Source organism: Caulobacter sp. LARHSG274 (assembly GCF_052871235.1).
Genome location: NZ_JBIXJO010000002.1, coordinates 247,804 through 271,319, shown reverse-complemented (window position 1 = coordinate 271,319; position 23,516 = coordinate 247,804). Strand labels below are relative to the sequence as shown.

25 protein-coding genes are annotated in these 23,516 nt (G+C 65.3%); 17 read left to right on the top strand and 8 right to left on the bottom strand.

Annotated features, from left to right (window positions below; translation table 11 throughout):
- Window positions 1–193: 193 nt before the first annotated feature.
- Window positions 194–565, bottom strand: a complete 372-nt coding sequence (locus tag ACIPQB_RS05605; protein ID WP_446484231.1) for a hypothetical protein — start codon at window positions 563–565, stop codon at window positions 194–196.
- 6 nt (window positions 566–571) lie between these two features.
- Here ACIPQB_RS05605 and ACIPQB_RS05600 point away from each other — a divergent pair, with 6 nt between their 5' ends.
- Window positions 572–886: a hypothetical protein gene (locus ACIPQB_RS05600; protein ID WP_446484230.1), complete on the top strand. Its 315-nt coding sequence runs from the start codon at window positions 572–574 to the stop codon at window positions 884–886.
- A 158-nt stretch (window positions 887–1,044) separates the two neighbouring features.
- Here the strand turns inward: ACIPQB_RS05600 and ACIPQB_RS05595 are convergent, their stop codons facing one another.
- Window positions 1,045–1,245, bottom strand: a complete 201-nt coding sequence (locus tag ACIPQB_RS05595; RefSeq protein ID WP_446484229.1) for a hypothetical protein — start codon at window positions 1,243–1,245, stop codon at window positions 1,045–1,047.
- A 176-nt stretch (window positions 1,246–1,421) separates the two neighbouring features.
- Complete coding sequence (locus ACIPQB_RS05590) at window positions 1,422–1,961, bottom strand: hypothetical protein (protein ID WP_446484228.1); 540 nt, start codon at window positions 1,959–1,961, stop codon at window positions 1,422–1,424.
- Between the two features lie 888 nt (window positions 1,962–2,849).
- Between ACIPQB_RS05590 and ACIPQB_RS05585 the strand changes: the two genes are divergently transcribed.
- The 6 genes from ACIPQB_RS05585 to ACIPQB_RS05560 all read left to right on the top strand — a co-directional run bounded on the left by ACIPQB_RS05585 (window position 2,850) and on the right by ACIPQB_RS05560 (window position 7,691).
- The gene (locus tag ACIPQB_RS05585; protein ID WP_446484227.1) at window positions 2,850–3,086 is read left to right on the top strand and encodes a hypothetical protein; all 237 of its coding nucleotides are present in this window, start codon (window positions 2,850–2,852) and stop codon (window positions 3,084–3,086) included.
- 485 nt (window positions 3,087–3,571) lie between these two features.
- Window positions 3,572–3,763 carry a hypothetical protein gene (locus tag ACIPQB_RS05580; protein WP_446484226.1) on the top strand — a complete coding sequence of 64 codons (192 nt, stop codon included), beginning with the start codon at window positions 3,572–3,574 and terminating at the stop codon, window positions 3,761–3,763.
- Window positions 3,764–3,904: 141 nt separating this feature from the next.
- A complete protein-coding gene (locus tag ACIPQB_RS05575) occupies window positions 3,905–4,189 on the top strand; it encodes a DUF7662 domain-containing protein (RefSeq protein WP_446484225.1) in 285 nt (94 codons plus the stop codon).
- 281 nt (window positions 4,190–4,470) lie between these two features.
- Window positions 4,471–4,683, top strand: coding sequence for a hypothetical protein (locus ACIPQB_RS05570; protein WP_446484224.1), 213 nt, complete (start codon window positions 4,471–4,473; stop codon window positions 4,681–4,683).
- A 756-nt stretch (window positions 4,684–5,439) separates the two neighbouring features.
- Window positions 5,440–5,832, top strand: coding sequence for a helix-turn-helix domain-containing protein (locus ACIPQB_RS05565; protein ID WP_446484223.1), 393 nt, complete (start codon window positions 5,440–5,442; stop codon window positions 5,830–5,832).
- A gap of 191 nt (window positions 5,833–6,023) precedes the next feature.
- Window positions 6,024–7,691, top strand: a complete 1,668-nt coding sequence (locus ACIPQB_RS05560; RefSeq protein ID WP_446484222.1) for an MHYT domain-containing protein — start codon at window positions 6,024–6,026, stop codon at window positions 7,689–7,691.
- A gap of 193 nt (window positions 7,692–7,884) precedes the next feature.
- Here ACIPQB_RS05560 and ACIPQB_RS05555 read toward each other — a convergent pair whose 3' ends face one another.
- Window positions 7,885–8,085 carry a hypothetical protein gene (locus ACIPQB_RS05555; protein WP_446484221.1) on the bottom strand — a complete coding sequence of 67 codons (201 nt, stop codon included), beginning with the start codon at window positions 8,083–8,085 and terminating at the stop codon, window positions 7,885–7,887.
- Between the two features lie 218 nt (window positions 8,086–8,303).
- Between ACIPQB_RS05555 and ACIPQB_RS05550 the strand changes: the two genes are divergently transcribed.
- A complete protein-coding gene (locus tag ACIPQB_RS05550) occupies window positions 8,304–8,672 on the top strand; it encodes a response regulator (protein WP_446484220.1) in 369 nt (122 codons plus the stop codon).
- Here ACIPQB_RS05550 and ACIPQB_RS05545 read toward each other — a convergent pair.
- A complete protein-coding gene (locus ACIPQB_RS05545; RefSeq protein WP_446484219.1) occupies window positions 8,669–10,660 on the bottom strand; it encodes an ATP-binding protein in 1,992 nt (663 codons plus the stop codon). The two genes, ACIPQB_RS05550 and ACIPQB_RS05545, sit on opposite strands and share 4 nt — an antisense overlap.
- A 206-nt stretch (window positions 10,661–10,866) precedes the next feature.
- Here ACIPQB_RS05545 and ACIPQB_RS05540 point away from each other — a divergent pair, with 206 nt between their 5' ends.
- Window positions 10,867–11,547, top strand: a complete 681-nt coding sequence (locus ACIPQB_RS05540; protein ID WP_446484218.1) for a TorF family putative porin — start codon at window positions 10,867–10,869, stop codon at window positions 11,545–11,547.
- Window positions 11,548–11,889: 342 nt separating this feature from the next.
- Here the strand turns inward: ACIPQB_RS05540 and ACIPQB_RS05535 are convergent, their stop codons facing one another.
- Window positions 11,890–12,081, bottom strand: coding sequence for a hypothetical protein (locus ACIPQB_RS05535; RefSeq protein ID WP_446484217.1), 192 nt, complete (start codon window positions 12,079–12,081; stop codon window positions 11,890–11,892).
- 71 nt (window positions 12,082–12,152) lie between these two features.
- Here ACIPQB_RS05535 and ACIPQB_RS05530 point away from each other — a divergent pair, with 71 nt between their 5' ends.
- The 4 genes from ACIPQB_RS05530 (at window position 12,153) to ACIPQB_RS05515 (ending at window position 15,363) form a co-directional block, all read left to right on the top strand.
- Window positions 12,153–12,326: a hypothetical protein gene (locus ACIPQB_RS05530; RefSeq protein WP_446484216.1), complete on the top strand. Its 174-nt coding sequence runs from the start codon at window positions 12,153–12,155 to the stop codon at window positions 12,324–12,326.
- Window positions 12,327–12,358: 32 nt separating this feature from the next.
- A complete protein-coding gene (locus ACIPQB_RS05525; RefSeq protein ID WP_446484215.1) occupies window positions 12,359–14,173 on the top strand; it encodes an ATP-binding protein in 1,815 nt (604 codons plus the stop codon).
- A 235-nt stretch (window positions 14,174–14,408) separates the two neighbouring features.
- A complete protein-coding gene (locus ACIPQB_RS05520; RefSeq protein WP_446484214.1) occupies window positions 14,409–14,714 on the top strand; it encodes a metalloregulator ArsR/SmtB family transcription factor in 306 nt (101 codons plus the stop codon).
- Window positions 14,698–15,363 carry an SdpI family protein gene (locus ACIPQB_RS05515; RefSeq protein WP_446484213.1) on the top strand — a complete coding sequence of 222 codons (666 nt, stop codon included), beginning with the start codon at window positions 14,698–14,700 and terminating at the stop codon, window positions 15,361–15,363. The genes ACIPQB_RS05520 and ACIPQB_RS05515 overlap by 17 nt, the downstream gene beginning before the upstream one ends.
- 555 nt (window positions 15,364–15,918) lie before the next feature.
- Here ACIPQB_RS05515 and ACIPQB_RS05510 read toward each other — a convergent pair.
- Window positions 15,919–16,269, bottom strand: coding sequence for a cupin domain-containing protein (locus ACIPQB_RS05510; protein ID WP_446484212.1), 351 nt, complete (start codon window positions 16,267–16,269; stop codon window positions 15,919–15,921).
- A 237-nt stretch (window positions 16,270–16,506) separates the two neighbouring features.
- Entirely contained in the window at window positions 16,507–16,992 is a 486-nt protein-coding gene (locus ACIPQB_RS05505) for an RES domain-containing protein (RefSeq protein WP_446484211.1), read from the bottom strand.
- Between the two features lie 377 nt (window positions 16,993–17,369).
- Between ACIPQB_RS05505 and ACIPQB_RS05500 the strand changes: the two genes are divergently transcribed.
- The 4 genes from ACIPQB_RS05500 (at window position 17,370) to ACIPQB_RS05485 (ending at window position 23,478) form a co-directional block, all read left to right on the top strand.
- A complete protein-coding gene (locus tag ACIPQB_RS05500; RefSeq protein WP_446484210.1) occupies window positions 17,370–18,713 on the top strand; it encodes an LLM class flavin-dependent oxidoreductase in 1,344 nt (447 codons plus the stop codon).
- Between the two features lie 187 nt (window positions 18,714–18,900).
- Window positions 18,901–20,145, top strand: a complete 1,245-nt coding sequence (locus ACIPQB_RS05495; RefSeq protein ID WP_446484209.1) for a dipeptidase — start codon at window positions 18,901–18,903, stop codon at window positions 20,143–20,145.
- The gene (locus tag ACIPQB_RS05490; protein ID WP_446484208.1) at window positions 20,142–22,589 is read left to right on the top strand and encodes a TonB-dependent receptor plug domain-containing protein; all 2,448 of its coding nucleotides are present in this window, start codon (window positions 20,142–20,144) and stop codon (window positions 22,587–22,589) included. Before ACIPQB_RS05495 ends, ACIPQB_RS05490 begins: the two co-directional genes overlap by 4 nt.
- Window positions 22,590–22,719: 130 nt before the next feature.
- Window positions 22,720–23,478: an SDR family NAD(P)-dependent oxidoreductase gene (locus tag ACIPQB_RS05485; RefSeq protein ID WP_446484207.1), complete on the top strand. Its 759-nt coding sequence runs from the start codon at window positions 22,720–22,722 to the stop codon at window positions 23,476–23,478.
- Window positions 23,479–23,516: the final 38 nt, after the last annotated feature.

The following is a 23,516-nucleotide window of genomic DNA, read 5'->3' as shown; positions in this document are numbered from 1 at the left end:
GAGGAAAATCCAGCATTCCTATTGGGGTGGCCGAGCGCCTTCGCCCAGGCCGCCATGCCCGCGTTGCTGGGGTGATAGGGCGGTTGTCCGAGCGCCGCCGGGACGAAGGCCAACGAAACCTTCAGAGCCGATCTCACGATCCGGGTCAACGAGTTCGCCGAGGGCGTTTGCCTGGCGACCAACCGGACGCCAATCAACACACGGGCCGAACTGGATCTCTATCTGGACATTCTGCGAGGTGTCCAGCGCCGCTGGCGATGAACTGGTGCGGGCCGCCGCCGACCTGAGCCGCTGACGCTTCCCTGCCCCAGCCAGGCTTGAAGGTCTTCAGGCCGGGGGCTCTGGCGACTTCAATGCCGGGGGCCTGGCCCGCCACTTCAATCCGTTTCAAGGGCGTGGCGCCGATCGCCAGCGCCTTTTCGATCACGAGATCGCCACCGGCCTGCGCCAAGTCAGCCTTCAGGGCGGCGACGTCGCCACACCACAGCGTCTCCGCATCGCGGTCGCGCGCTAGGCTTGCCGCCGTCTGGGCCGAACGTCGCCGGCTTTGCCCGACACCGATCATCCTGGCTTGATCGCTATTCTCGAACGCCGGCAGACAACGGACGAAGACTACATTCTGCTACTCAGCGCCGACGTCGGTCAGTTCCGCTCGGCTGAGACTATCCTGGCCGAGGCCGCCGATATCGCTGCGCTTGCCGGCGCGCCCGACTTCGATCCCGACCAGGCGCGCGCTTGGCTTGAGGAGTCGCGGCGGGCGATCTATGCCGAGATCGAGCATCGACTCGAAGGGTTTCGGAACGCACCCCTGTGGCGCGCCGGACGCAAGCGGGTCCGCCCGCAAAGCCGGCGCTGGCTAGGCCGGGCCAAAGGCCCCGCCGCGTAGCGGGGCGGAGGAAGCAAGCCGCCTTGCGGGCGTCGGCGCCGCCGGCCAGGGACCAGCCTCCGGCGCGCCGCAGGGGCGCGCGCTGCGCGCACGCCCCGTCGAAATCCTCGCGATCCGCCCTTGGCCAGATCGATCGCCAGTTCGTCCTGGACCGTTCGCTAGACCGGCTTGGCGCCCGGCGTGCCGCACTTGGCGAACTTGCCCTTGGCGTCCTTGCATTTGGTCGACTTGGCCGGAGCGCTGGTGGCCGGGCACTTGATGAACTTGCCCTTGGCGTCGCGACACTGTGCGGCGAACGATGGGCTGGAAACGGCCAGGGTCAGCAAGGCAGCGGCGGCCAGGGCAAGGGTGCGGCGCATCGATCAATCTCCAGTCGGCAAATCCGACAGCCAAGCTGACGCAGGTTCGGCGCCGCTTTCAAGGCGCCACTCGCTGCATCCGCGTATTTTCGGATCAAGGCTCGTCAGCGTCGGACTTGCCCCGAACGGCTATCCCGTTTTGAGGGCGTGAAACTCAGCGACCGCAAATAGGCCGATTATGGCTGATACCGCTGCTGACGAATGACGGCTTCATCACTGGCCAGGGCGTGCAGAAACCTAAAGCGCCCTTCCGATCCCTTCTTGTGCCTGTCCAGATCCGCCGCTTGGGCGGGGGTCAGGGTGAACCGGACATAGCCCTTCTGCGCCAGACAGGTTTCCACGTTCTGTTCGAGGAAGTTCTGCAAGGCCTTTACCTTCGGTTCCGGCCGGCTCTTGGCGCTGTTCAGCGCATAGTCGCGAGCCAGTTTCTGGGCCGGATCCTCCAGGGTCGCGGACGGCGGCAAGGATCTTCCGATATCTATGTCGGCATCCTGTCGGTTCAGCCCCAACATCACCGCATCGAACTCGCTCCGCCCCTTCATCGATGTGGTCGCGCCCCGCTTTCCGCACTCGATCGAGTCCCTCCGGTAGTCGTCGAACGACACCTCGGGTTTACCCCAGGACAGGACCGGCGCCTTTTGCGATTTGGCGATGCTCGGGAGGCCAAACGCTGTGATGGATATCGCGATCGCTAAGCCGATGGCCCCGTTTCTCATGACTACACACTTCATGCAAAGCTGGCCAAAGCAGGCGAGTGATCCGGCTTGATGACGGCCTGTCGCTCGCCCGCCCACATCAAGACGCCTATCCGTAGCGGTTGGCGCAATCGGCCCATGCGCGTTGATATTGAGACTGGGCGTCTTGCTGGCACGAATAGCCAAGCCCTCTTTGATCGCAGAGGGCGATGGCATGATGGAGGTCGGCTTGAGCCGAGGCCTGGCAAGCCGCCAAGCCCGCCGGATCGGACGCTCTGACCGGCGACGACAGAGCCGCGGACACGGCCAAGGCAAGCACCAGCACCTTAGTACTTGATCATGTCTCTCTCCCTGACCCAGGCCTGTCGTTGATCGGCGAATTCTGGGACTTATACGATAAATCGATACAACGTGCAGATGCAACCCGCAAGATCCTCCGTGTGAGGTGCACTCCTCTGATCGGCGGGATATCAGGCGTCCGATCCATCCAGGTTCCGCACGCAAAGCCCAACATCACCTGTCTGGTGCATCGACTTGGAAAATTCGCGGGGACTGCTAGATTCTTCCCCCGTCCACTGGGTTCGTGGTGACGGAGCAAGTTTTCGCGCGTCGGATCGAGATCGAAAACGCCGTCTTCAACAATGTTTGGAGCGAATTATCCCACCGCTTGTCTTCACCCCTGCCCTGCCGATTTGAAGGTAGGGCCGTCGGCCAAGCGCCAACGAACGACTCAGAACAGATGATCAAAGCGTCAGCTCCGGCACCCAGCCGCTCGGCGCTGACTGACCAGCCATACTAGCGCCGGATGTCCCGCGGGGGAGCTTTCTCAACACCCCCCTGCCGGATAGGCCGAAAATGGTTGTTGTCGGGAATGGGCTCCCCCAGGATTTGCCTGGAGAGGAGCTTGGCATGGCGAACAACTGGCCAGACGGCGGCGAGAAGCCCTTGGGTCCGATCGAAGCGAGGATCTTGCCCTGGGCGGCGTGGCTGGTGAGCACGGTGTTCGCCTCTTGGGCAGCGCTTGGCGTAATTGGCCTGTTGCCGGGTGACCCGCCCCGTTCGATCGTGGCCGGTGTGGTCCTGATCATCGGTGGTATGGCGGCCTGGGCTCTGCGGCCCTGGAACATTGATGGTCCCAAGCGCTAGGCCAGGAGGGCGGGTGGAAAGTCCCTGACCACGTTCAATGTGCCGGCGGGAGAAGGGGCCAGCATATCGGCCTGTGGCCGAGAAAGATCCAGCCAGTCCCGCCCCTGATCGGCCGAAAGCCCTTGCGAACGCCGGGTCGAGCGTGGCGGCCTTGCGCCGATCGTTGTCGCTAAGTTCGGGCATGAGGCGGCGGCTCCACCTGCCGGACGGCGCGCCAGTACGGCCATGGTGCCCCTCGACCAGTTCCATCTCGAACCAAGCGCCCTCGCCCTCGAATTTGGGGACATGCTCGACGGCCACGAAGTACCAGAAGCAGACTCTCGGACCCGGCCGGAAACGCGACATTCGATCCCCTAGGTCACTCGATCTCAGCCGCACGCGATCAAGCTTGACCGAAGGCTGAGGGTAGCTCCGGGGTGATCGCGGCTACCGCTATTATGGCACGCAACGGTTGTGTAAGGTGGGGTGGCGCGAGGAGACGGATCATGGCGATCATGCAGGTGACGCGAATGGACGGTCAGTCACTCACCGCCAATGTTAGCTTTTGGGGTATGGCGGGCGATAAGGTGTGGGTCGAGGTTACGTCCGGCAGCGGCGTCGTCGAGCGCGTACCCGTGGCCGAAACGATCGATGAGATCGAGTGCATGTTTCTCGGACTCACCAAGGACGGCGGGTAGCGCCGTAGGCGTGGAGTCTAAGCGCCAGCTCCGTTAGTTTCTGCTGGAAGACAAGGCAGTCCTAAAGCGGCAGCTTCGCTGGAAGAACGGCTTGCACCGCAACTTCCAATCGATTTCCGACGAAGCTGACTTGGAGAGCGATTGGACGAGTCCGGATCATTCCATCATCTTGCTACGATGGCCAAATACGACCCTTTGTGCGGACATCTGCGCCGTCAGCGGCACGCCGAGTTCGAGCTGACCTTCGCCGAGATCGAACTCATCCTCGGCGCTATGCTCCCCAAGAGCGCGGGCCGGCCGCAATGGTGGGCGAACGTGACCGACGCTGGCGCAGCCCATGTCCAACGGAAAGCCTGGATCGACGCCGGCTATGACGCCTTTCTTCTCGTCGGCAAGGAGCGCGTGCGCTTCAGACGATCGGGTTAGGGCCGGCCGTCGGCGGCTGCGGCACGGCAGCGCGGCGGTCAGATTATCAGTGTCGCGGACTTGGCGCGCCGCTGGTCGACGCCAATGGGCGATGCAGAGGCGCCTTTAACGGCCCAGGAGAGAGTCCATGCTCTCCACCTGTGGTCGCAAGCCGTTGTTACGCGAACATCGCTCTCTATAGTGGCGGCGACGACAGCCGCTTACCGTCGAGATTAGCTTCAGTTTATCGCAGCCTGATGAGGTGGGCCGTCCCCGAATAGCTGCGGCGCCGAGGAGACGCCATGACATTTCGCGCTGTCGTCTATGACCCGCCGCTGCCGACCTTTCCGTTCTTGGCCGTGGCCTTCATGCCGGACGGTGAAATCCTGAGCTGGGCGTTCGAGACGGCTGAAGCGGCAGAAAACGATCTGCGAGCCGTGGCGGCTAGGCTCGAGATTGGGGACATCGAAGCGGAAGCTCCGCCTCTTCGCTTGGTCCCAAGCGCCAAGAACTGAGCGCGCCCGGCGCGCCGTCCGGTGAGCTTCGGAGCCCTGACTGAAGATCAGCTGACTTGGCGGAGCGTCTTAAGTTCGTCGACCTTGGTGTTTTGCCTGGCCGCCTTCGACTCCGCGGCCCTGGAGATCCTATTGGCTGTCTTGCAGGCGCTCCGGCCCGCGCCGCAGGTTCCCACGTAGCCACAGCGGCGGCGCCGATACAGCAGGCGAACGCCGCGCCGGTCCGACGCCAAGCCTTGGGTGCGGCCGACGCACAGGATCCACGGCGCCTCAAGGCCTGGGCCGACACGCACCGGCTTCCTGGGCGGCGATCATCGACGCCACGCGGTCCCAGCTGGAATCTATTAGAAGACAGAGCGCCCTGACCTGGCCTTGCCTCACGCCGAAGGCCGCGCCAGGCGTAGGCATGCCAGGACTAGGCGGCTCGCCGCGCCGACGCTCCCTGCCGGCCGGTTCGCTAATAAGTTGATCACCTCAGGCTTGAGGCGCCTGCGCTGCAAGGTCGCAGGGGCCTTGATGTCGCGACCGGTCCTGCAAAGCCGGCGCCGGCTCGACGGCGTTCTTAGAACGGGGACGAACATGCGGCCGCGGCCAGAAGCGCGGCGCAACGCCGGCTCGCCTCTTCGGTCGGCTGGCTCCCAGGACTCCCGCATGCGGCGATCTGTCTTGCAACCTGGTCCTGGAATTGTGCTTAAGCTCGGGGGCGGCCGCTGACATGTGAGCCGTTGGTCGACGTCACTTCGAGGAGCCGGTGCCGTGAGTTCAGCGCGCATTTCCGAACCGCATCGCGTCGATCGCCATGTCGGCGCTCTGATCCGCGCCAAACGAAAAGCCATGGGGGTCTCGCAATCTGAGCTGGCCGACGCCCTCGGCCTGACCTTTCAGCAGGTTCAAAAATACGAGCGGGGGACCAATCGCATCAGTTCCTCCAAGCTCTACGAGATCGCCCAAAAGCTCGACACTCCGCTGTCGTCGTTCTTCGAGGGGCTGGATCATCCGGCGGACGGCGAGAGCGCCGCGGGCGAACTGATCGACTTCCTGGGCGAGAGCGGCTCGCACGATTTGGTCACCGCCTTCAAGGCCCTGAAGCCACAATTGCGCAAGCGTCTCGTCTCCCTGGCGAGGGCCATGGCCGAAGGCGACGAATAGGCGAGATAGTGAGTACGCATCCGCTCGACGCGATGACGAGCGGCAAATGCCGCCGACCTAGCATCAGCCGATACGGCGACGAACGTGAATCAGGCTTGCCTTGACCTTCGCCCTGTCGCCCTCTGTGCGTTGAAAAACGCATAGCCCCGGGCTCGGCCATTCCGCACCACCATCATCATAACTGGATGTTTGTGGCTCTATCCCTGGCCGTGGCGGTCCTGGGGTCATGGACCGCGCTTGATCTGGCCAGCCGCGTCCAGGCCCACATCGGCCGTGCGCGGCTGGTTTGGATCAGCACCGCGGCGATCGCCATGGGCCTGTCGATCTGGTCGATGCACTTCATCGCCATGCTGGGCTTCGACCCCGGATCGCCGGTGGCCTATGCGCCCGGCCTGACGGTCCTGTCGCTGGCCCTGGCGATCGGCTCTACCTGGGGCGCATTCCTGGCGGCGACCCGACCCGGAGCGAGGCTGGCGGGCGTCCTCGTCGCCGGCGCGGTCATGGGCCTTGGCATTTGCGCCATGCACTATGTGGGCATGGCCGCGCTTCGAACCGCCGTGGCGCTCGACTACCGGCCCAGCCTCGTTGCCCTATCGCTGGCGATCGCCATCGTCGCGTCCTCGGTCGGCCTCATGGTCGCGCGTCGTCCGCGGGCGGCGGCGTCTCGCCTGCTGGCGGCGGGCCTGCTGGGCGTGGCGATCGCGGGCATGCACTACACGGCCATGGCCGCCCTTGACCTGACGCCGATCGCGGGCGCATCGGTCGTGGCGCCGCTGGGCGTTCCGCCGTTCCTGCTCGGCGTCGGCGTCGCGGCGGGCACGCTGCTGATCTTGTTTCTGGCGACCATGGCCTCCCTCTACGACCAGCGGGGCAACATCCTGCAGGCCCTGGACGCGGGCGGGGTCGGCTACTGGGAATATGACCTTCGCAGCCAGGCGCTCCAGGCCTCAAGCCAGGTCAAGACGCTGTTCGGCTTGCGCGGTGATGATGATTTCACCTTGAACGACTGGCTGGGAAACCTCTCGCCGGAGGACCGCACCCGCCGAGACCGGGCCGTCGAAAGCGCCCAGCGAACCGGCGCTGACTACGACGTGGAGTATCGCCTCGCCGGGCAAGATCGCTGGATCAATGTGCGCGGCCAGGTGATTTACGATCAGCGCGGTCGCCCGGCTCGGATGATCGGGGTGGTTCTGGACGTTACCGATCGCCACCAGGCTTTCGTGGCGGTCACCGCCAGCGAACAGCGCCATCGCCTGCTGACCAACGAACTCAATCACCGGGTCAAGAACACGCTTGCCAGCATCCAGTCGATCGCGCGGGCCACGGCGCGGCGCGCCACGTCGGTCGGAGAGTTCCGGGAGACCTTCGAGGATCGCTTGTTGGCCTTGTCGGCGACCCACAACATCTTGACCCAGGCCAGTTGGGAAGCGGCCGAGATCGGCGACCTCTTGGCCCAGGAAACCGCGCCTTATCCGGGCGAGCAGGTCAGCGTCGCCGGCCCTTCGATCCGGCTCGCCCCGCGTCAGGCTTTGGCCCTGGGCATGGTCTTTCATGAGCTGACGACGAACGCCGCCAAGTACGGCGCGCTTTCAACTGCCGCCGGTCGCCTGAACGTGCGATGGGCGATCCTCGACGTCGGCGGCGGAACGCCGCTGCTGACCCTCGAATGGCGCGAGACCGGCGGTCCGGTTGTCTCCCCGCCGGCGCAGACGGGTTTTGGCTCGCGCCTTGTGAAGACCAGCGTCGCGCAGGACATGGCAGGCACGGTGGCGTTTGAATTCAACCCGGCAGGCCTTGTGTGCCGGATCGAAGCGCCGCTGCAGTCGATTCCCGAGCGCGAAACCATGTTGGGTTTTTAGCGGACGCACGCCGCCGATCTGGGGGCTCTTCTTCGTTTGCAGACGCTCAGTCGACCAAACGCCGTTCCGAAGCGCCGCTCCTGGAGATCGCGTCCAAGTCCGCCGGCGTCGCTGCGCCAAAGCACCCGAGCAGATCGGTGATGGGTTTGCGTTGATCTCCAGCCGTCTCAGACCATCCGGGCAGGCTCGTCGGTCACCGATTGGAGTTCTCGCCCGTACGATCGATCGTCTCCAACACCTCGTCCTCGCGCCACACTTCGACGGCCGCCGCACTGACGTGCTCGCGCAACAACCCGAAGGCATGTTGGCGATAGCCGCCGCCGGGCAAGTCCTGGATGTCGATCGTGCCGGCGACTTGATTCCGACCTAAACAAACGAACGTGTAGACAGCCATCCCACCTCTCGACGGACACGAGCCTACCAGCCCCGTGGCGTAGGCGTAACTCCCGCGCCACGCGTGCAGGCGCCTAAGTCCTGCGGACCGGCCGCGTGATCGCAAAAGCACATCCCACCCGCCTCAATCTCCACCGTCGGAACCAGACACGCGATCAGCCGCTAGGGATGCGACGACGAAGGATTCCGCGAAGGAATGATCAGGTGCAGGGCGGGGCGGTGCTGGTCGTCGAGGACGATGTCTTCACGCGGTTCGCCGTCGGCGACCACCTGCGCGATTGCGGCTATGAGGTTCTGGAAGCCGAGACCGGGCAGGAGGCGATCGACCTCCTGACCAACGGCGCCGCCGTCGACGTCGTCTTCACCGATATGCGTATGCCGGGCAAGGTCGACGGCTTTGGTGTCGTTCGCTGGCTTCGCGAACACCGGCCCGAGCTCCCGGTGCTGGTCGCTTCAGGTCACATCTTGGCGCTCGAACTGGCCGCCCAGCTTTGCGACGTGCGATCAACCTTCGCCAAGCCCTATGACGAAATGCATGTCGCCATGGCGGTGGCCGAAGTGCTCGACGGCCGGACTGCCACCGCCTAGACGGCTTCGTCCTGCGCGCCGACAAGCGACTGAAAGACCGCTCGCAGCAGAATCTCGGCCCGGTAGGGCTTGGCGACGTGAAGATCGCCGCCGGCGGCAAGGCAGGCCTGGGCTTCGGCCTGGCTGGTATTAGCGGTCAGGCAGATGATCGGCGTCCGCACGCCGCCGTGCTGTTCAGCCCGCCGGATCTGGGCCGTCGCTTCCAGGCCGTCCATGACCGGCATCTGGATGTCCATCAGGATCAGGTCGAAGGTCCCCGCCCGCGCGGCCTCCACCGCCGCCTGGCCATTGTCGACGATCGTCAGGTCCGCGCCGATCGGCTCCAGGATCATCGCCACCACTTTCTGGTTGGTGGGATGGTCCTCGGCCAGCAGGATCCGCGGCGCTCGCTCAGGTTCGGTGACCTGGAAAGCGGGCCCGGCGACAGCGCCCGGGCACGCTTCGCCCGAGGGCGTCAACGGCACGAAGACCGCGAAGGCGGAGCCCCGGCCAATCCTGGACCGCACCGAGATCCGGCCGCCCATCAGCTCGACGAGCGACTGGCAGATCGCCAGGCCAAGGCCGGTCCCACCATGCCGACGGGTCGTGGAGGCGTCCGCCTGTTCGAAGGGTTGAAACAGCCGCTGCGCGTCCTGCTCGTCGAAACCCGCACCGGTGTCGCAAACCACGAACCGCACGCCGTCCTTCGCCGATCGGGCGCTGAGGCGCACCTGGCCCCGCGCCGTGAACTTCACCGCATTGCTCAGCAGGTTCGACAGCACCTGGGTCAGGCGCATCTGATCGCCGAGATAGACGGCGGCCGCCGCGGGACTGACCCGCCAGCTCAAGGCGATGTCCTTGGCCGCGGCCGCCGCGGCGTGCAGCTCGGCGACGTCGCGAACCAGGTCGCGCAAGGCGAAGGGCTCGGCCTCCAAGCGCATGTGGCCAGCCTCGATCTTGGCGGTGTCGAGCACGTCATTGACGAGGCGCTCCAGAACGCGGGCCGAGGACACGATCAACTCGGCCATCTCGCGGCTCTGGTCAGTCGCCTGGCGGTCGCGCAGCACCTCGCCGACGGCGATGACGCCGTTCAGCGGCGTGCGCAGTTCATGGCTCATATTGGCCAGGAACCGGGCCTTGGCGGCGGCGGCTTCTTCAGCGCTGGCCAGAGCCTCGTCGCGCGCCGCCTCATTGCGGTCGAGCTGGCCGAGCAGGCTGAGGATACGCCAATAGCCGAACACGCACACGGCTGTCAGCATGCCGCCGATCAGCAATAGCAGAGGCGCGGCGTTGGCAAGGACGGTCCAACCAGGCTTGGCGGGCGACCAAGTGATCGCCGCCAGCGGCCGGCCATCAGGCCCGTTCAGCACGACGCGCGGCCCTGCCCCGCTTCGCGCCGGGACGAGGCGTGGGTCGGAAATCAGCAGGTCACGCCCAAGCTCGTCCACCACGCCGGCGAGCTTTCGGCCGGAGACCACGACCGGATCGAAGCGTCCCGGCGTGATGTACGCGACATCATCGGGGACGATGGTGGAGGCTGAAACGGCATAGAGAACGCCCCCGGCCTCGACGACGGCTTGGCGGGTCGCGAGCGCTTCCAAGCCGAGTGGCGGCTTGGCGTGCGCCGTCTTGATCGCCGCGCCGCGCGTGCGGACGTCCGCGACCAAGGGCGCGACCGCCTCGGCGAAGGCGCGCTCGCTCTCGAGCGGCGCCCGCTCGCTGCTGCGCGACGCATAGGCCAGGACGCCGTCGGCGCCATAGGCCAGCGTGACGTCATGCTTCATGTAGTCGGCGTAGTAATCACCGAAATTGATCTGGGTCCAGGCCCAGTCCTTGTTGGCCATGGCCACACAGGCGGCGTTCCAGGCGCTCGCCGAGATCACATTCTCGCGCAGGAGCTCCAAGGTGTGTTCAACGCGGCGCGTCACCAGGCCGGTCTCGGTGTCCTGATGGGCTGCGTCGATAGCACGCACCGCATAGGCCGCCAGGGCCCCAACGCCCGTCAGCACGACAAGCGCCGCCAGAAAACCCGCGGCGACGATTCTCCTCAGTTGCGCGCGATTATGGACTGAACTTGGTCCCATAGTACCCCCGAGGCCAATCGAGCACGGAGTGTCTAACAAGGCTATAAGACCTCAAGATCGATCGACATTGGCGACCGTCCCAACGTTACTTTAAGAAGCGCCCCCTAAGGTCCGGTCGGGGGACCTTCTGCATGACGCTTAAGCTATTTGCCACTACCACGGCCGTTCTTTTGGCCGCGATTAGCGCCGACCTGGCGCACGCCGCGTCCCTCACCGCCGAAGGCGGCGTCGTGGCTGTGTCCGACTATCGGTTCCGGGGCCTGTCGCTGTCCGATCGAAAGCCCGCCCTGCAGGCTGACCTGACCGTGAGCCACAAGAGCGGCGCCTATGCGTCGGTCTTCGCCTCGACGATCATTGAATATGGCCAGGATGCTGGCGGCAAGGGCGCGACCGTCGAGCTGGACTACGCGGCGGGCTGGGCGTTCACCGGGGCGGGCCTGGATTTCGACGTCGCCGCCTCGGCCTATACCTATCCCGGCGGCGTGGGCGTCGACTATGTCGAGCTGCCGGTGCAAGGCTCCAAGACCCTCGGCCCCTGGACCGGCTCGGTCGGGTTCGCCTACGCCCCTGAGCAGCACGCGCTGAACCGAGACAATCGCTATCAGTGGACGGGTCTCGATTACAACGGAGCCGCCCTGCCCGTGGCCCTGTCGGCCCGGATCGGACGAGAGGATGGCGCCTTCGCCAACCAAAAGACCGACTGGTCGCTTTCGGCGAGCCGGACGTGGGGTCATCTGCAGGCCTCGGCGTCCTATGTCGACAGCGATCAAGGCGGCGGCGGCCTGGTGCTGTCGCTGGCGGCTCGATTCTAAGCGAGGGCCAGAGCGGTCCCAGTAAGTCGAAGCGGCGCCAGCCACAGACTGCGACAGCTCCGCGAAGGCGACATTCGCGCAGGTCTCGAACGGCCGAGATCGACGCGCCTGAAAGCCAGAGTGTCAGGGCGGTCCGACCTCATCGGCTATAGACCGCCGGGCGCCTCCGCCGGTTGGGCCGACTTGGGAGGCCCCAATTGCTTTCTGAGCTCGCGACTTCGGTGCACCGCGCGCCTCACACGTTCCAATAGCGCCTGCCAGCGAGCCTCGTCGCCGACGAACCTCAGCGGGGAGGAGGGCTGTTGATCATCGCTGACCATGTCATGGCTCCCCAGGAAGATCCTAGGCGCGACGCCAATTGGCTTGGCGGACCAGTTGCACCAGAAGCGAGCGCGCCAACTCGGCTGGCTCTCGACCGTCCACATAGGCGTAGGTCGAACCATAGGGGCTGTCGACGATCAGCCTGTCATAGTCGGACAACTTCCAGGTCGCCCTGTACTTGTGACCGTCGATCTCATGTTCGAAGCTTCGCATACGCCGTCTCCATCAGATAAAGCGGCGATCTCATCGATACGCTCCAGGTTGCGTCGTTTGTTAAAGCCGCGTTGAGCGAGCGCGCGCGGCGCGAAGGCTGGCGGGGCAAACTCGTCGATCTGCTCAAGGACTCCTCCATCGGGATCGGGCAGGCTGAGCTTGACGATCTCGCCGGATGGGAAGCGCTGTTTTTGGGGGAATGGCTGCGGCGCCATGCCGCAACCGGCGGAGCGATCCGCCAATAACGCGTAAAGGGTCGCCCGCCCAAGCTGGCGGCATGCAAACCGGAGCACACAGGTCCTATTCGCAGCAGGCGTTCGAGAAATATTACGCGCGCACCTACTCCGGTCACGTCGTCATGCGGATCGGCAGCATCGCCGTCGTTGCGGTGTTGCTGCTCTTTCTGAAGGTGATCGGCGCCGGGATCGCCTTGGGCTGGATCGCCGCCTTCGCGCTCTCGGAGATCTTCGCCATGGCCTGGTGGCGCACAGTCGTCCCGCGCCTTCCTGAAGCGGGGCCCGAGCAGATCCTCGCCTTTCGAAACCAGTTGATCGCGATCACGTCTCTGCTCTCGGCGACCGGCGCGGGCCCGGTTCTTCTGGCGCAGCCGACGAGCAGCGCCGGGGTCGCCGCCATGATGATCGTCAGCGCCGGCGTCCTGATGACCATCGCCGCCCAGCACACCCTGACGCGCGGGATGTTCTTCTGGACGGCGCCGGTCCCGGCCGCGGCGCTGCTGTACAGCATCAGCCGGCTGCAATCGGGATTCGAGGCCTGGGTCCTTGTGGCGCTGGGCCTATGCTTTCTGGTCAATGCTCGGGGACTGCAGGTCGCCAACGCCGATTCTTACGCCGAGGTCATCAGCGGGCAACACAGCGCTGAACAGGCCAACCAAGCCAAGAGCGCCTTCCTCGCGACGGTCTCCCATGAAATCCGCACCCCGCTCAACGGCGTTTTGGGCATGGCTCAGGCGATGGCCCGTGAACCGATGTCGGTCGATCAGGCCGACCGTCTCAAGGTGCTGCAGCAGTCTGGCGCGACGCTGCTGATCCTGCTCAACGATCTACTGGACATGGCCAAGATCGAGGCGGGCAAGATCCAGCTCGAACCTCTGGACTTCGATCCGGAGACCCTCGCGCGGGACGCCTGTCGCGCCTTCGCTGGCATTGCGGAGGAGAAGGGGCTTGGCCTTCACTTCGAAAAACAAGGCCAGGCCGCTCTCTATCATGGCGACCCCACCCGGGTCCGGCAGATCCTCTACAATTTGATCGGCAACGCGGTGAAATTCACGGATCGCGGCCAAGTCATGATCCGCCTCGCCTGCGGGGCGGAGGGTCTGGAACTGGTTGTCGAGGATACCGGTATCGGTTTTTCCGAGCAGGCCAGGACCAGCCTGTTCGAGAAGTTCGGCCAAGCCGACGCCACGACAACCCGGCGCTTCGGGGGTTCGGGCCTTGGCCTGCCGATCTCGCGGGAGCTGGCCAACCTGATGGGCGGCGACATCGCTGTCGAAAGCCGGATCGGGAAAGGATCCACCTTCCGGGTCATCCTCCCCTTGCCGCCGGCAACCAACTCCGTCGGCGTGATGGAGCCGCCGATCACGTCGACCACGGAAGAACTAGCCGCGATCGCCAACGAGCCGCTCAGCATTCTGGTGGCCGAGGACAATCCGACCAACCAGCTGGTGCTGCGCAGTCTTCTGGGTTGCGCCGCCTTCACCGTCGAAGTGGTCGAGGACGGCCGGCTGGCGGTCGAGGCCTGGCGCAAGGGCGCGTTTGACCTGATCTTGATGGACATCAACATGCCGATCATGGACGGCGTCAGCGCCGCGCGGGCGATCAGGGCGCAGGAGCAGGCCGATGGACGCGCCCGCACGCCCATCATCGCCCTGACGGCCAACGCCATGGACCATCAGAAACACGACTACCTGACGGCAGGTCTCGACGCTCATGTCAGCAAACCCATCGAGGTGACCGCCCTGTTCTCGGCCATCACCGATGTTCTGGCGGCGGTGACCGGCGATCCGCCCGAAACCGTCGGAGCGTTCCTGGTCTCCAGCTCCGAGCCAGATCTGGTCGACGCGTCGCTTTAGCTAGCCGTGCCAACGTCCGCTTGCCACCCTCCCCCCCGCCTTCCTGGTGGTCCGCTCCAGCGGCGAGGTCGCGCCCAGTTGCCGACGTTGGCTTGCCTCCGGATTCCGGACCTTCGGCCGGAGGCATAAATGCCGGGTCCGCCCCTGAGCAGACTCGCCCTGTTGTCTCTCGGCCTCCGCCATAGGCCAAGGTTTTGACTTGAAATTAGCGAAACCCCTAATTAGGGATATTCCTATGAACGAAACTTTCAAGGCATTGGCCCATCCGGCCCGCAGACAGATCATCGCAATGCTTCGCGATGGGCCGATGCTGTCGGGCGAGATCGCGGCCGCGTTCGACATGAGCTGGCCAACCGTGACGGGCCACCTGACATCGTTGAAGGACGCTGGTCTCGTGCAAGCCGAGCGCGAAGGCACATCGATCCGATATCGCCTGCGGATTTCCGCGATCGAGGAAGCGGTCGCCGTGCTCTTGAATCTTGTGGATTCAACCTCGAAAACGGAAGCGATTGGGGAACTTGACCATGGCCGATCAAACTAAGCGGGTCGAAGCGGCGTGCTGGGGTCTTACGCTGGGTCAGTTCGGCCTGGCGTTCGCCATCAATCGGTTAGGACCTGAGCATCCCCTGCCGATGCACTTCGATCTGCAGGGGCAGGTGGACCGTTGGGGTGACAAGTCTGAACTCGTAGGCATCGTGCTGACGGTGGCGATTATATCGGGCCTGACCTCGATCCTTCGACCGATCTGGGCGCGAAACGGAGAGTCTTCCGTGAGATGGGGGCTTCTTCTTTGCCAATTGGCCCTCGCTTGGATCATGTCCCTCATAGCGCTCCTAGCTGCGTGCCTGACCTGGGGCTGGGTCGATGAACCGGGACCCAAGCTCGCGATGGCTGTGATCAGCAGCGCCATCGCGCTCATCGGCGCGGCGCTAGGCAAAGTCAGCCCGAACGCCATGGTCGGGGTGCGGACGCCTTGGACGTATTCCAGCAGGCTCGCTTGGGACAAGTCCAACCGCCTCGCTGGTCGCCTCTTTTTCTGGGGCGGGCTTGTCGGCTTGATCGCTATCCCATTCGCGCCCCAGCCGAATGGATTCCGCGCGATGATCCTTTGCGTGTTGGCTATTGCCGGACTTACGGTCTTCGAAAGCTGGCGAGTGTGGCGGAACGACCCCCAGCGCCAGCCTTTGTGAGCGAAGGACCGCCATTCACCCTTCACAGACCTCGGTGCGTCTAGATTGGGGCTTGTGGAAAACAATCAGCGCCTCCGGAAGCCACCATGAGCGCCTGCCCATCATCAGACCTCGGTTCGGCCGGAGTCTAGTGCGTGCGTCGCGTTCGGCTTCGATTCATAACGGCGTTTCGGAGTCTCAAGTCAGCGCCGTTTGAAACTTGCAATAACATCGCTATTTAGGGGCCAGGTTCGAGAGGTTTTAAGATGCTCAAAGCTTATCTGAAGCTGCAGCGCCTGAACGTCGCTTTGGGGGTCTTCCTGCTCGGCATCGCCGTCGGTTGCGCGGCCATGATGGGTTTCCGGTAGGTCTGACAAACACCCTCCCCTGCCTTCCGGATGGTCTGCTCCAGCGGCTAGGTCGCGCCACTACGAGACGTTGGCGCACCTCCAGAAACCAGACGTAAAGCAGCTTAATCGACCAGCCCCGCCCACTTGCGACGTAAGTTGGTCGCTTAGTAAGGCCGTGCTTCACGCCCCAACGGCCCTGTTCGCGCCAATCGCTCAGCCAAAACCCTCAGGATACAGCCACGCGCCAATGCGGATAGGTGACGTAAGCCGTTACCGCGCCCTCCGCATGCGCAAGGATCGTGACGCTATTGCCCTTAGGCATGTAGACAATGTCACCCGGTCCAGCCGTATGGTCGCCAGCTTCCGAAGTCACCGTCAGCCTCCCCTCTAGGACAATCATCACGTCATCGACGACGATGTCAGCCTCCAGCCTAGAGTCAGGCCCGTAGCGCCCGTACCCCACTGTGATCGGGCCGCCGTGCCGCTCATCGGCCAGGTTGCCGGTGAAGATGTCGCCGTCTTGGCCGGGCGAGCGCTCGAAAGCCGCCTCGGCCATCGTGAACTTGGTTACCTTCATCGGTGGCCTCTGTAACGATGGCGCCGCCCAGGACTCGCCGCCTCGACCACCAAACGCCAAAGCATGTTTTCCGTTCAGATGCGAACCAGTCCTGCGTTGCCGCCCCCCAGGCGTTAATTCTGGGTCACGGAGGCGCAAGATGCGGACCTTGGCGCCGCTCCAGGAACACGACCTTCCGATCGGCGCCATGCTAGCAATGACTGTCCCTGAGCGGACTTCAGTCTATATCGGCAACGGCTATAGCGGGTCCAGCAACGTTGATTGTAGGCCCGCCCAACGCGTTCCAGCGAAACAACACCAAGTGCCATCGATCGGGCGCTGACCGCCTGTGTAGATCATGCCATCCGCGTTGCTGGACCTGACGATATCAGCCGGCCTCCAACTGTCCGCCGGTTGCCCTCTGTGGCGTTGAGGCCGCCACGGAACGGCTGCGTCAATGCCCTGGATAGACAAGTCCTCACAATGATCGGCCTTACGCAAATCAACGATCTTGGCTCGCTCAACATGGAGGGGAACCGCCACGCGGCACGGATCGCCAGGACGGCGATAGGTATCGATCGCCTTGGCTGCCCAATCGGCCCTGGAGGACAGATATAGGGCCGGAAGACCGCCGTGATGAAACCGACCTTCCGGGCTCTTTGCGCCGGTAAGCCCCAGATGTTGGTCTGCTTCGAACAGGATGCGGTAGAAAGTCCCGGAGAGTTCATCCCATCTCGTCGCCACGTCCGCGCGCTCCCAATCCGTCACGGGGAATAGCTTAACGCCGCGCCGTCCGTGCGCCACCCTGCCTCGCCGATCCTCACGCCTGCGTAGCTGGTTGGGCCGCGCCAGGACCAGACCTTGGGTTACCTCCAAAACAGCGACATTCGACCTTTCAGAACCACCACGCTCTGCTGATGTCTTCGTCGATCGAAAGCGATGACGCGCCTACTACGCGGACAAATTTTCTAAACATGTCGAGAGATAAGCGCGCGCGGGACAGCAAAAATGCCAACGTCGGCTATTAGTCCAACAGCGCCAATACTATCCATCAGAAGAGCTCATTATTCCCGCACGGGTGCGGGACGCTAAGCGTCGATGACCTTTTCGAGGACTCGACCATGACGCAGCAACCCAAACGGCAACTGAAGCTCGGCGCGATCCTGGGCGGCGTCGGCATGGATCACACCAGTTGGCGCGACCCCGAACTGCCCGGCGACGCCAGCATCGACATCAACTGGTACATCGACAACGCCCGCCTGGCCGAGGCCGCCAAGTTCGACCTGGTGTTCATCGTCGACAGCCCGTTCATCACCCCCGACACCGCGCCGCACTTCCTCAACCGCCTGGAGCCCCTCACCCTGCTGTCGGCCCTGGCGGTTTCGACCTCGAAGATCGGCCTGGTCGGCACCCTGACCACCTCGTACTGGGAGCCCTACAATGTCGCCCGGCAGTTCGGCTCGCTGGACCACATCAGCAAAGGCCGCGCCGGCTGGAACGTGGTGACCACCGGCCTGGAAGGCGCCTCGAAGAACTACGGCCGCGACGAGCATTTCGAGCACGGCGAACGCTACGAGCGGGCCGGCGAGTTCGTCGAGGTGGTCCAGGGCCTGTGGGACAGCTACGAGGACGACGCCTTCCCGCGCGACAAGGCCGCCGGCGTCTTCCTCGACAAGACCAAGCAGCATGCGCTGAACCACAAGGGCAAGCACTTCTCGGTGGCCGGTCCGCTGGCCCTGTCCCGCTCGCCGCAAGGCCAGCCGGTGATCTTCCAGGCCGGGGTCAGCGGCGCGGGCCGGGACCTGGGCGCCAAGATCGCCGAGGGCGTGTTCGCCGGCGTCGAGACCTTCGAGGAGGCGGTGGAATACTATGCCGACCTCAAGGCCCGCGCCGCCGCCCTGGGCCGAAACCCGGACCACATCAGCGTCCTGCCGGGCCTGGCCCCGATCATCGCCGACACCGACGAGGAGGCCCGCGCCATAGCCGAGGCCCAGGCCGGCGCCCGCGAGATCGACAAGGCGCTGGTCGAGCTGGGTCGGGCGTTCAACTACCACGACTTCCGCAAGTATCCGCTCGACGGCCCGTTCCCGGACGTCAGCGAGCTGAGCCTCAACAGCTACAAGGGCCGGGCCGAGCGGATCGTGGCCGTCGCCCAGGCCGAGGCCCTGACCCTGCGCCAGACGGCCGAACGGTTCGGGCGCTGGCGTTCGGACTTTGTCGGCTCGCCCCAGACCATCGCCGACGAGATCGAGCGCTGGTTCGTCGGCCGCGCGGTGGACGGCTTCATCCTGCGCGTCGACCGGCCCGGCGTCTTCGCCCAGTTCCGAGACAAGGTTCTGCCGCTCCTTCAGACCAAGGGCCTGTTCCGCACCGAATACGAGCACGACACGTTGCGCGGCCACCTGGGCCTGCCGGTTCCCGAGCATCGCTGGGCTAGGTCGCCCGACCAGATCGCGGCGGAATAGGCGCGGACGTCGAGGACGCCTTGCTGCTGGCCCAACGGACCATCGTCGTCAGCGACCGGTAGGCCAGCATCGTCCGCGCGCTAGACGCGCCGCCCACCTCCGCCGTGGCGCCGGCCCAACACTGGTGACCGCGCGTCGCCAGATCCTGGTCTCGCGCGGCCACAACCCCGATCTCTAGGAAACGAAAATGCCCACGCTTCGTCACGCCGCGGCCGCGAGCCTGCTCGGCCTGGTTCTGGCCGGGCCAGCGCTCGCCGCCGGTCAGGCCGCCCGCCCCCTACACGACCGCGTCCTGGTCCTCGACAGTCATGTCGACGTGCCGCTCGATCTGGGCGTTGGCCCGCACGAGATCGCCATCGATGGCGACGGGCAGGTCGACCTGCCCAAGCTGGAGCGCGGCCAGGTCGATGCGGCTGTGCTGGCGGTGTTCGTCCCGCAAGGACCCCGCACGCCCGAAGGCTATGCCAAGGCCAGGGCCGACGCCGACACCAAGCTGGCGGCCATTCGCGCCATTGCCGAACGCCATCCGGACCGCGCGTTGCTGGCGCGTTCGGCCGCCGACGTCGAGGCGGCCGCCAAGGCCGGCAAGCGGGCGATCATCGCCGGCTTCCTCAACGCGTACCCCTTCGGCGAAAGCCTCGAGCCGATCGACGCTTATTACCAGGCCGGCGTGCGCAGCTTCGGCTTCGTCCATGCCGGGAACAACGCCTATGCCGACTCCTCGCGCCCCAGCGGCGAGCCCAAGGTCGAATGGGGCGGGTTGTCGCCGCTGGGCAAGGCCGCGGTGGCCAAGCTCAACGACCTTGGCGTGATCATCGATGTCTCGCAGCTGACGCCCGAAGGCGTTTTCCAGACGCTGAAACTGAGCCGCGCGCCCGTCATCGCCAGCCATTCGGGGGTCCAGGGCGTGGTCGACGCGCCGCGCAACCTCTCAGATAACGAACTCTACGCCATCAAAGCCAATGGCGGCGTCGTCCAGGTCGTCGCCTTCGGCCCCTATCTCGTCAAGCCCGGCCCGGATTTCGCCGCCAGGGTCACGCCGATCCGCGCCCAATTTGGCCTGCCCGCCGCCTATGCCAAGGCCGCCGACGGAACCGAGATCCTGCCGCCCGACAAACGCGCCGACTACAGCCACGCGATCAACGCGCTGCTGCCCAAGGCCACGGTCAAGGACTTAGTCGATTCCGTCGACTACGCGGTTAAGCGCATCGGGATCGACCATGTCGGCCTGTCGTCCGACTTCAACCACGGCGGCGGCGTGGTCGGCTGGGCCAACGAGGGCGAAGCCGCCAACGTCACGGCCGAGCTGGTCCGTCATGGCTACAGCGAGGCCGACATCGGCAAGCTGTGGGGCGGCAACTACCTGCGCGTCTTCAAGGCCGTCGAGACCCAGGCCCAGTACATCAAAAAAACCAACGGGGATAGACGATGAACCACAAGCTTTGGGGCGCCTCGGCGCTCGCCCTTTCGGCCGCGCTCTTGGCGGCCCACGCTCAGGCCGCCGAGACGCCGGCCGACGCGCCCGCCGCCGACGCCACCACCATCGACGCGGTGATCGTCACCGGCACGCGCCAGACCGGCGTGCGGGCCGTCGACAGCGCCGCGCCCGTGCAGGTGGTCGACAGCGGGGCCCTGACCCGGACCGGTCAGTCGGACCTGCGCCTGGCGCTGAGCAACCTGACGCCGTCGTTCACCGCCCAAGCCTTCGGCGGCGACGCGGCCAACCTGACCCTGTCGGCCCGCCTGCGCGGGACCAGCGCCAACCAGACCCTGGTGCTGGTCAACGGCAAGCGCCGCCACACCACCGCCAACTTGGCGGTGCTGGCCGGCGCCTATCAGGGCTCAGCGGCAGCCGATCTCAACTTCATCCCGGTGGCGGCCATCTCCCGTGTCGAGGTGCTGACCGACGGCGCGGCGGCCCAGTACGGCACCGACGCCATAGCCGGGGTGATCAACATCATCCTCAAGAGCGACGACCACGGTGGCGAGCTGTCCGGAACCGGCGGAGCCTACTACGAGCGCGACGGCGAGACCTCCAGCCTGTCGGCCAATATCGGTTTCGCGCCCAGCGCCAACAGCTACGTCAATCTGACCTTTGAAAACCGCTTCCATGACTTCAGCTTCCGGGGCGGGCCAGACGCGCGGATAATCACCAGCGCGGCCGTCGCCGCCAACCCCACCTGGCCGACGATCATCCAGGACTATCCCTATGTGAACCGGATCGCCGGAGACGCCCGCGTCCAGCTGAACGCCGGTTCGTTCTCGGCAGGGCTCAAGCCGAGCGAAAACATCGAGATCTACAGCTTCGGGACCTACGGCCAGAAGAAGGCCACAGCTTACGAGAACTACCGCCTGCCTAACCGCTTGCCGTCGATCTATCCGGCCGGCTTCAGCCCGCGCCTGGAGACTCTGGAGAAGGACTACGCCCTGACCGGCGGGATCAAGGGCCAGGCGCCCGGCGGCTGGAACTTCGACCTGTCGTCCACCTATGGCAAGGACGACCACGAGATCCGGGTGCGCAACTCGGCCAACCTGCAGCTGTTCGCCGACACCGGCGCCACCCCGACCCAGTTCCACGCCGGCGACTTCATCTCCACCCAATGGACCAACAACCTGGATGTCAGCCGCGAGTTAGCGGTTGGCTGGGCCTCGCCGCTGAACGTCGCCTTCGGCCTGGAGCAGCGTAACGAAAGCTACGAGATCAAGGCCGGAGACGCGGCATCGCGCTACAAGTCCGGCTCGCAGTCCTATCCGGGCTTCGCCCTGACTGATGCGGGCAAGCACAAGCGCGATAGCTGGGCGGCCTATGTGGATCTCGCCGCCTCGCCGATCGAGAACCTGCAGCTGGATCTGGCCGCCCGCCACGAGCATTTCAGCGACTTCGGCTCCACCGACATCGTCAAGCTGACCGGCCGCTACGACTTCACGCCCGCCTTCGCCCTGCGCGGCACCGCCAGCACGGGGTTCCGCGCCCCCACCTTGGCCGAGCTAAACTACTCGGCCACCAACGTCTCGCCGACCACCGCCTTCGTGCAGCTGCCGCCCAACTCGGCCGGCGCACGGCTGCTGGGCTTGGACGGGCTTGATCCGGAGAAGTCCAAAAACCTCAGCATCGGGATCGTCGCCAAGCCGATCGAGCGGGTGACGCTGACGATCGACGCCTATCAGATCAAGATCGAAGACCGCATCGTCGGCAGCGGCGCGCTGTACGGCAAGATCGGCGGCGCGGTGGTCAACCCCGCCATCACCAACGCCATCGCCGCCAACGGCAACGTCCTGGATCCCAGTGTCGGCACCACCGGCATCAACCTGTTCACCAACGGCCTGGACACCCGCACCCGCGGGATCGAAGTCCTGGCCTCGACCTGGACCGACCTGGGCGAGCACGGCAAGATCGACTGGACCCTGGGGGCCAATTTCAACCAGACCAAGGTCGCCCGTATCGCCGCGCCGCCGGCCGGCCTGGGCGGTTCGGTGCTGTTCGACCAGACCGCCATCGCCAATCTCGAGCATGCCTCGCCGCGCTACAAGGTGAACCTCACCAGCCTCTATTCCATGGGCCAGTGGACGGTGAACCTGGTCAACACCGTCTACGGCCCGGCCTGGAGCTATTCCAACGTCAACGGGGCCTTCTTCAAGGACGGGATCGGGACCAGCCTGATCACCGACCTGGAGCTGGCCTACAAGATCACCCCGTCGCTTCGAGGGGCCTTGGGCGCCAACAACCTGTTCGACGTCTATCCCGACAAGCTGAACCCCACCGGCGCCGCCGCCTCGATCGCCGCCGGCAATCCGGGCGTGGCGCTCTATCCCAGCTTCTCGCCGTTCGGGATCAACGGCGGCTACTACTACGGCCGGCTGACCTACAGCTTCTAGCCGCGCCTCTCGAACGCGCCGGCTTGGAATTGTTCCCCTTTCCCAAGGCCGGCGCCGAGGCGGTCCCCTGCCAGGGGCCGCCTCGTCACTTTCCCGGCGATCGGCCGATCGCCCAGCCTGGAGACATCCCATGGATCTGCAATTGGACGGCAAGCGCGCCCTGATCACCGGCGCCAGCCGCGGCATCGGCAAGGCGATCGCCGTGGCCCTCGCCCAAGAGGGCGTCGACGTGGTGGTCGCGGCCCGAAACCTGGAGCCCCTGACCGCCACGGCCTTGGAACTGGCCGCCGCCACCGGTCGCCGCATCGTGCCGCTGGTCGTCGACACCGGTGACGACGCCTCGGTCAAGGCCCTGGTCGAGACGGCGATCCATGAGCTGGGCGGCATCGACATCCTGGTCAACAACGCCGCCACGCCCGGTGGGGCCGCACCGGCCGCGACCATCGCCCAGGCCAGCGGCGCAGCGGTGCTCGACGACGTCAACGTCAAGGTCGCCGGCTACCTGCGCACCGCCCAAGCGCTGGCCCCGCATCTCACCACCGCCCGTTGGGGCCGCATCATCAACATCGGCGGCCTGGCGGCCCGCAGCACCGGCCACTACGTCGCCTCGATCCGTAATGTCGCCGTCTCGGCCCTGACCAAGAACCTGGCCGACGAACTGGGTCCGCACGGCGTCACCGCCAACGTCATCCATCCGGGCGGCACGCGCACGGAGAAGACCACGTCCGAGGCCGAGGCCCGGATCGCGGCCTCCAACACCATCGGCCGCATCGTCGACGCTTCGGAGATCGCCTGGCTGGTCGCCGTCCTGGCCTCGCCGCTCAGCGGGGCGATCAACGGCGAGACGATCGCGGCGGGCGGCGGCACGCCCAAGGTCATTGGCTACTGACCCGAACCGTCCGAAAGGACAGGATGCCCAGCCAGAAA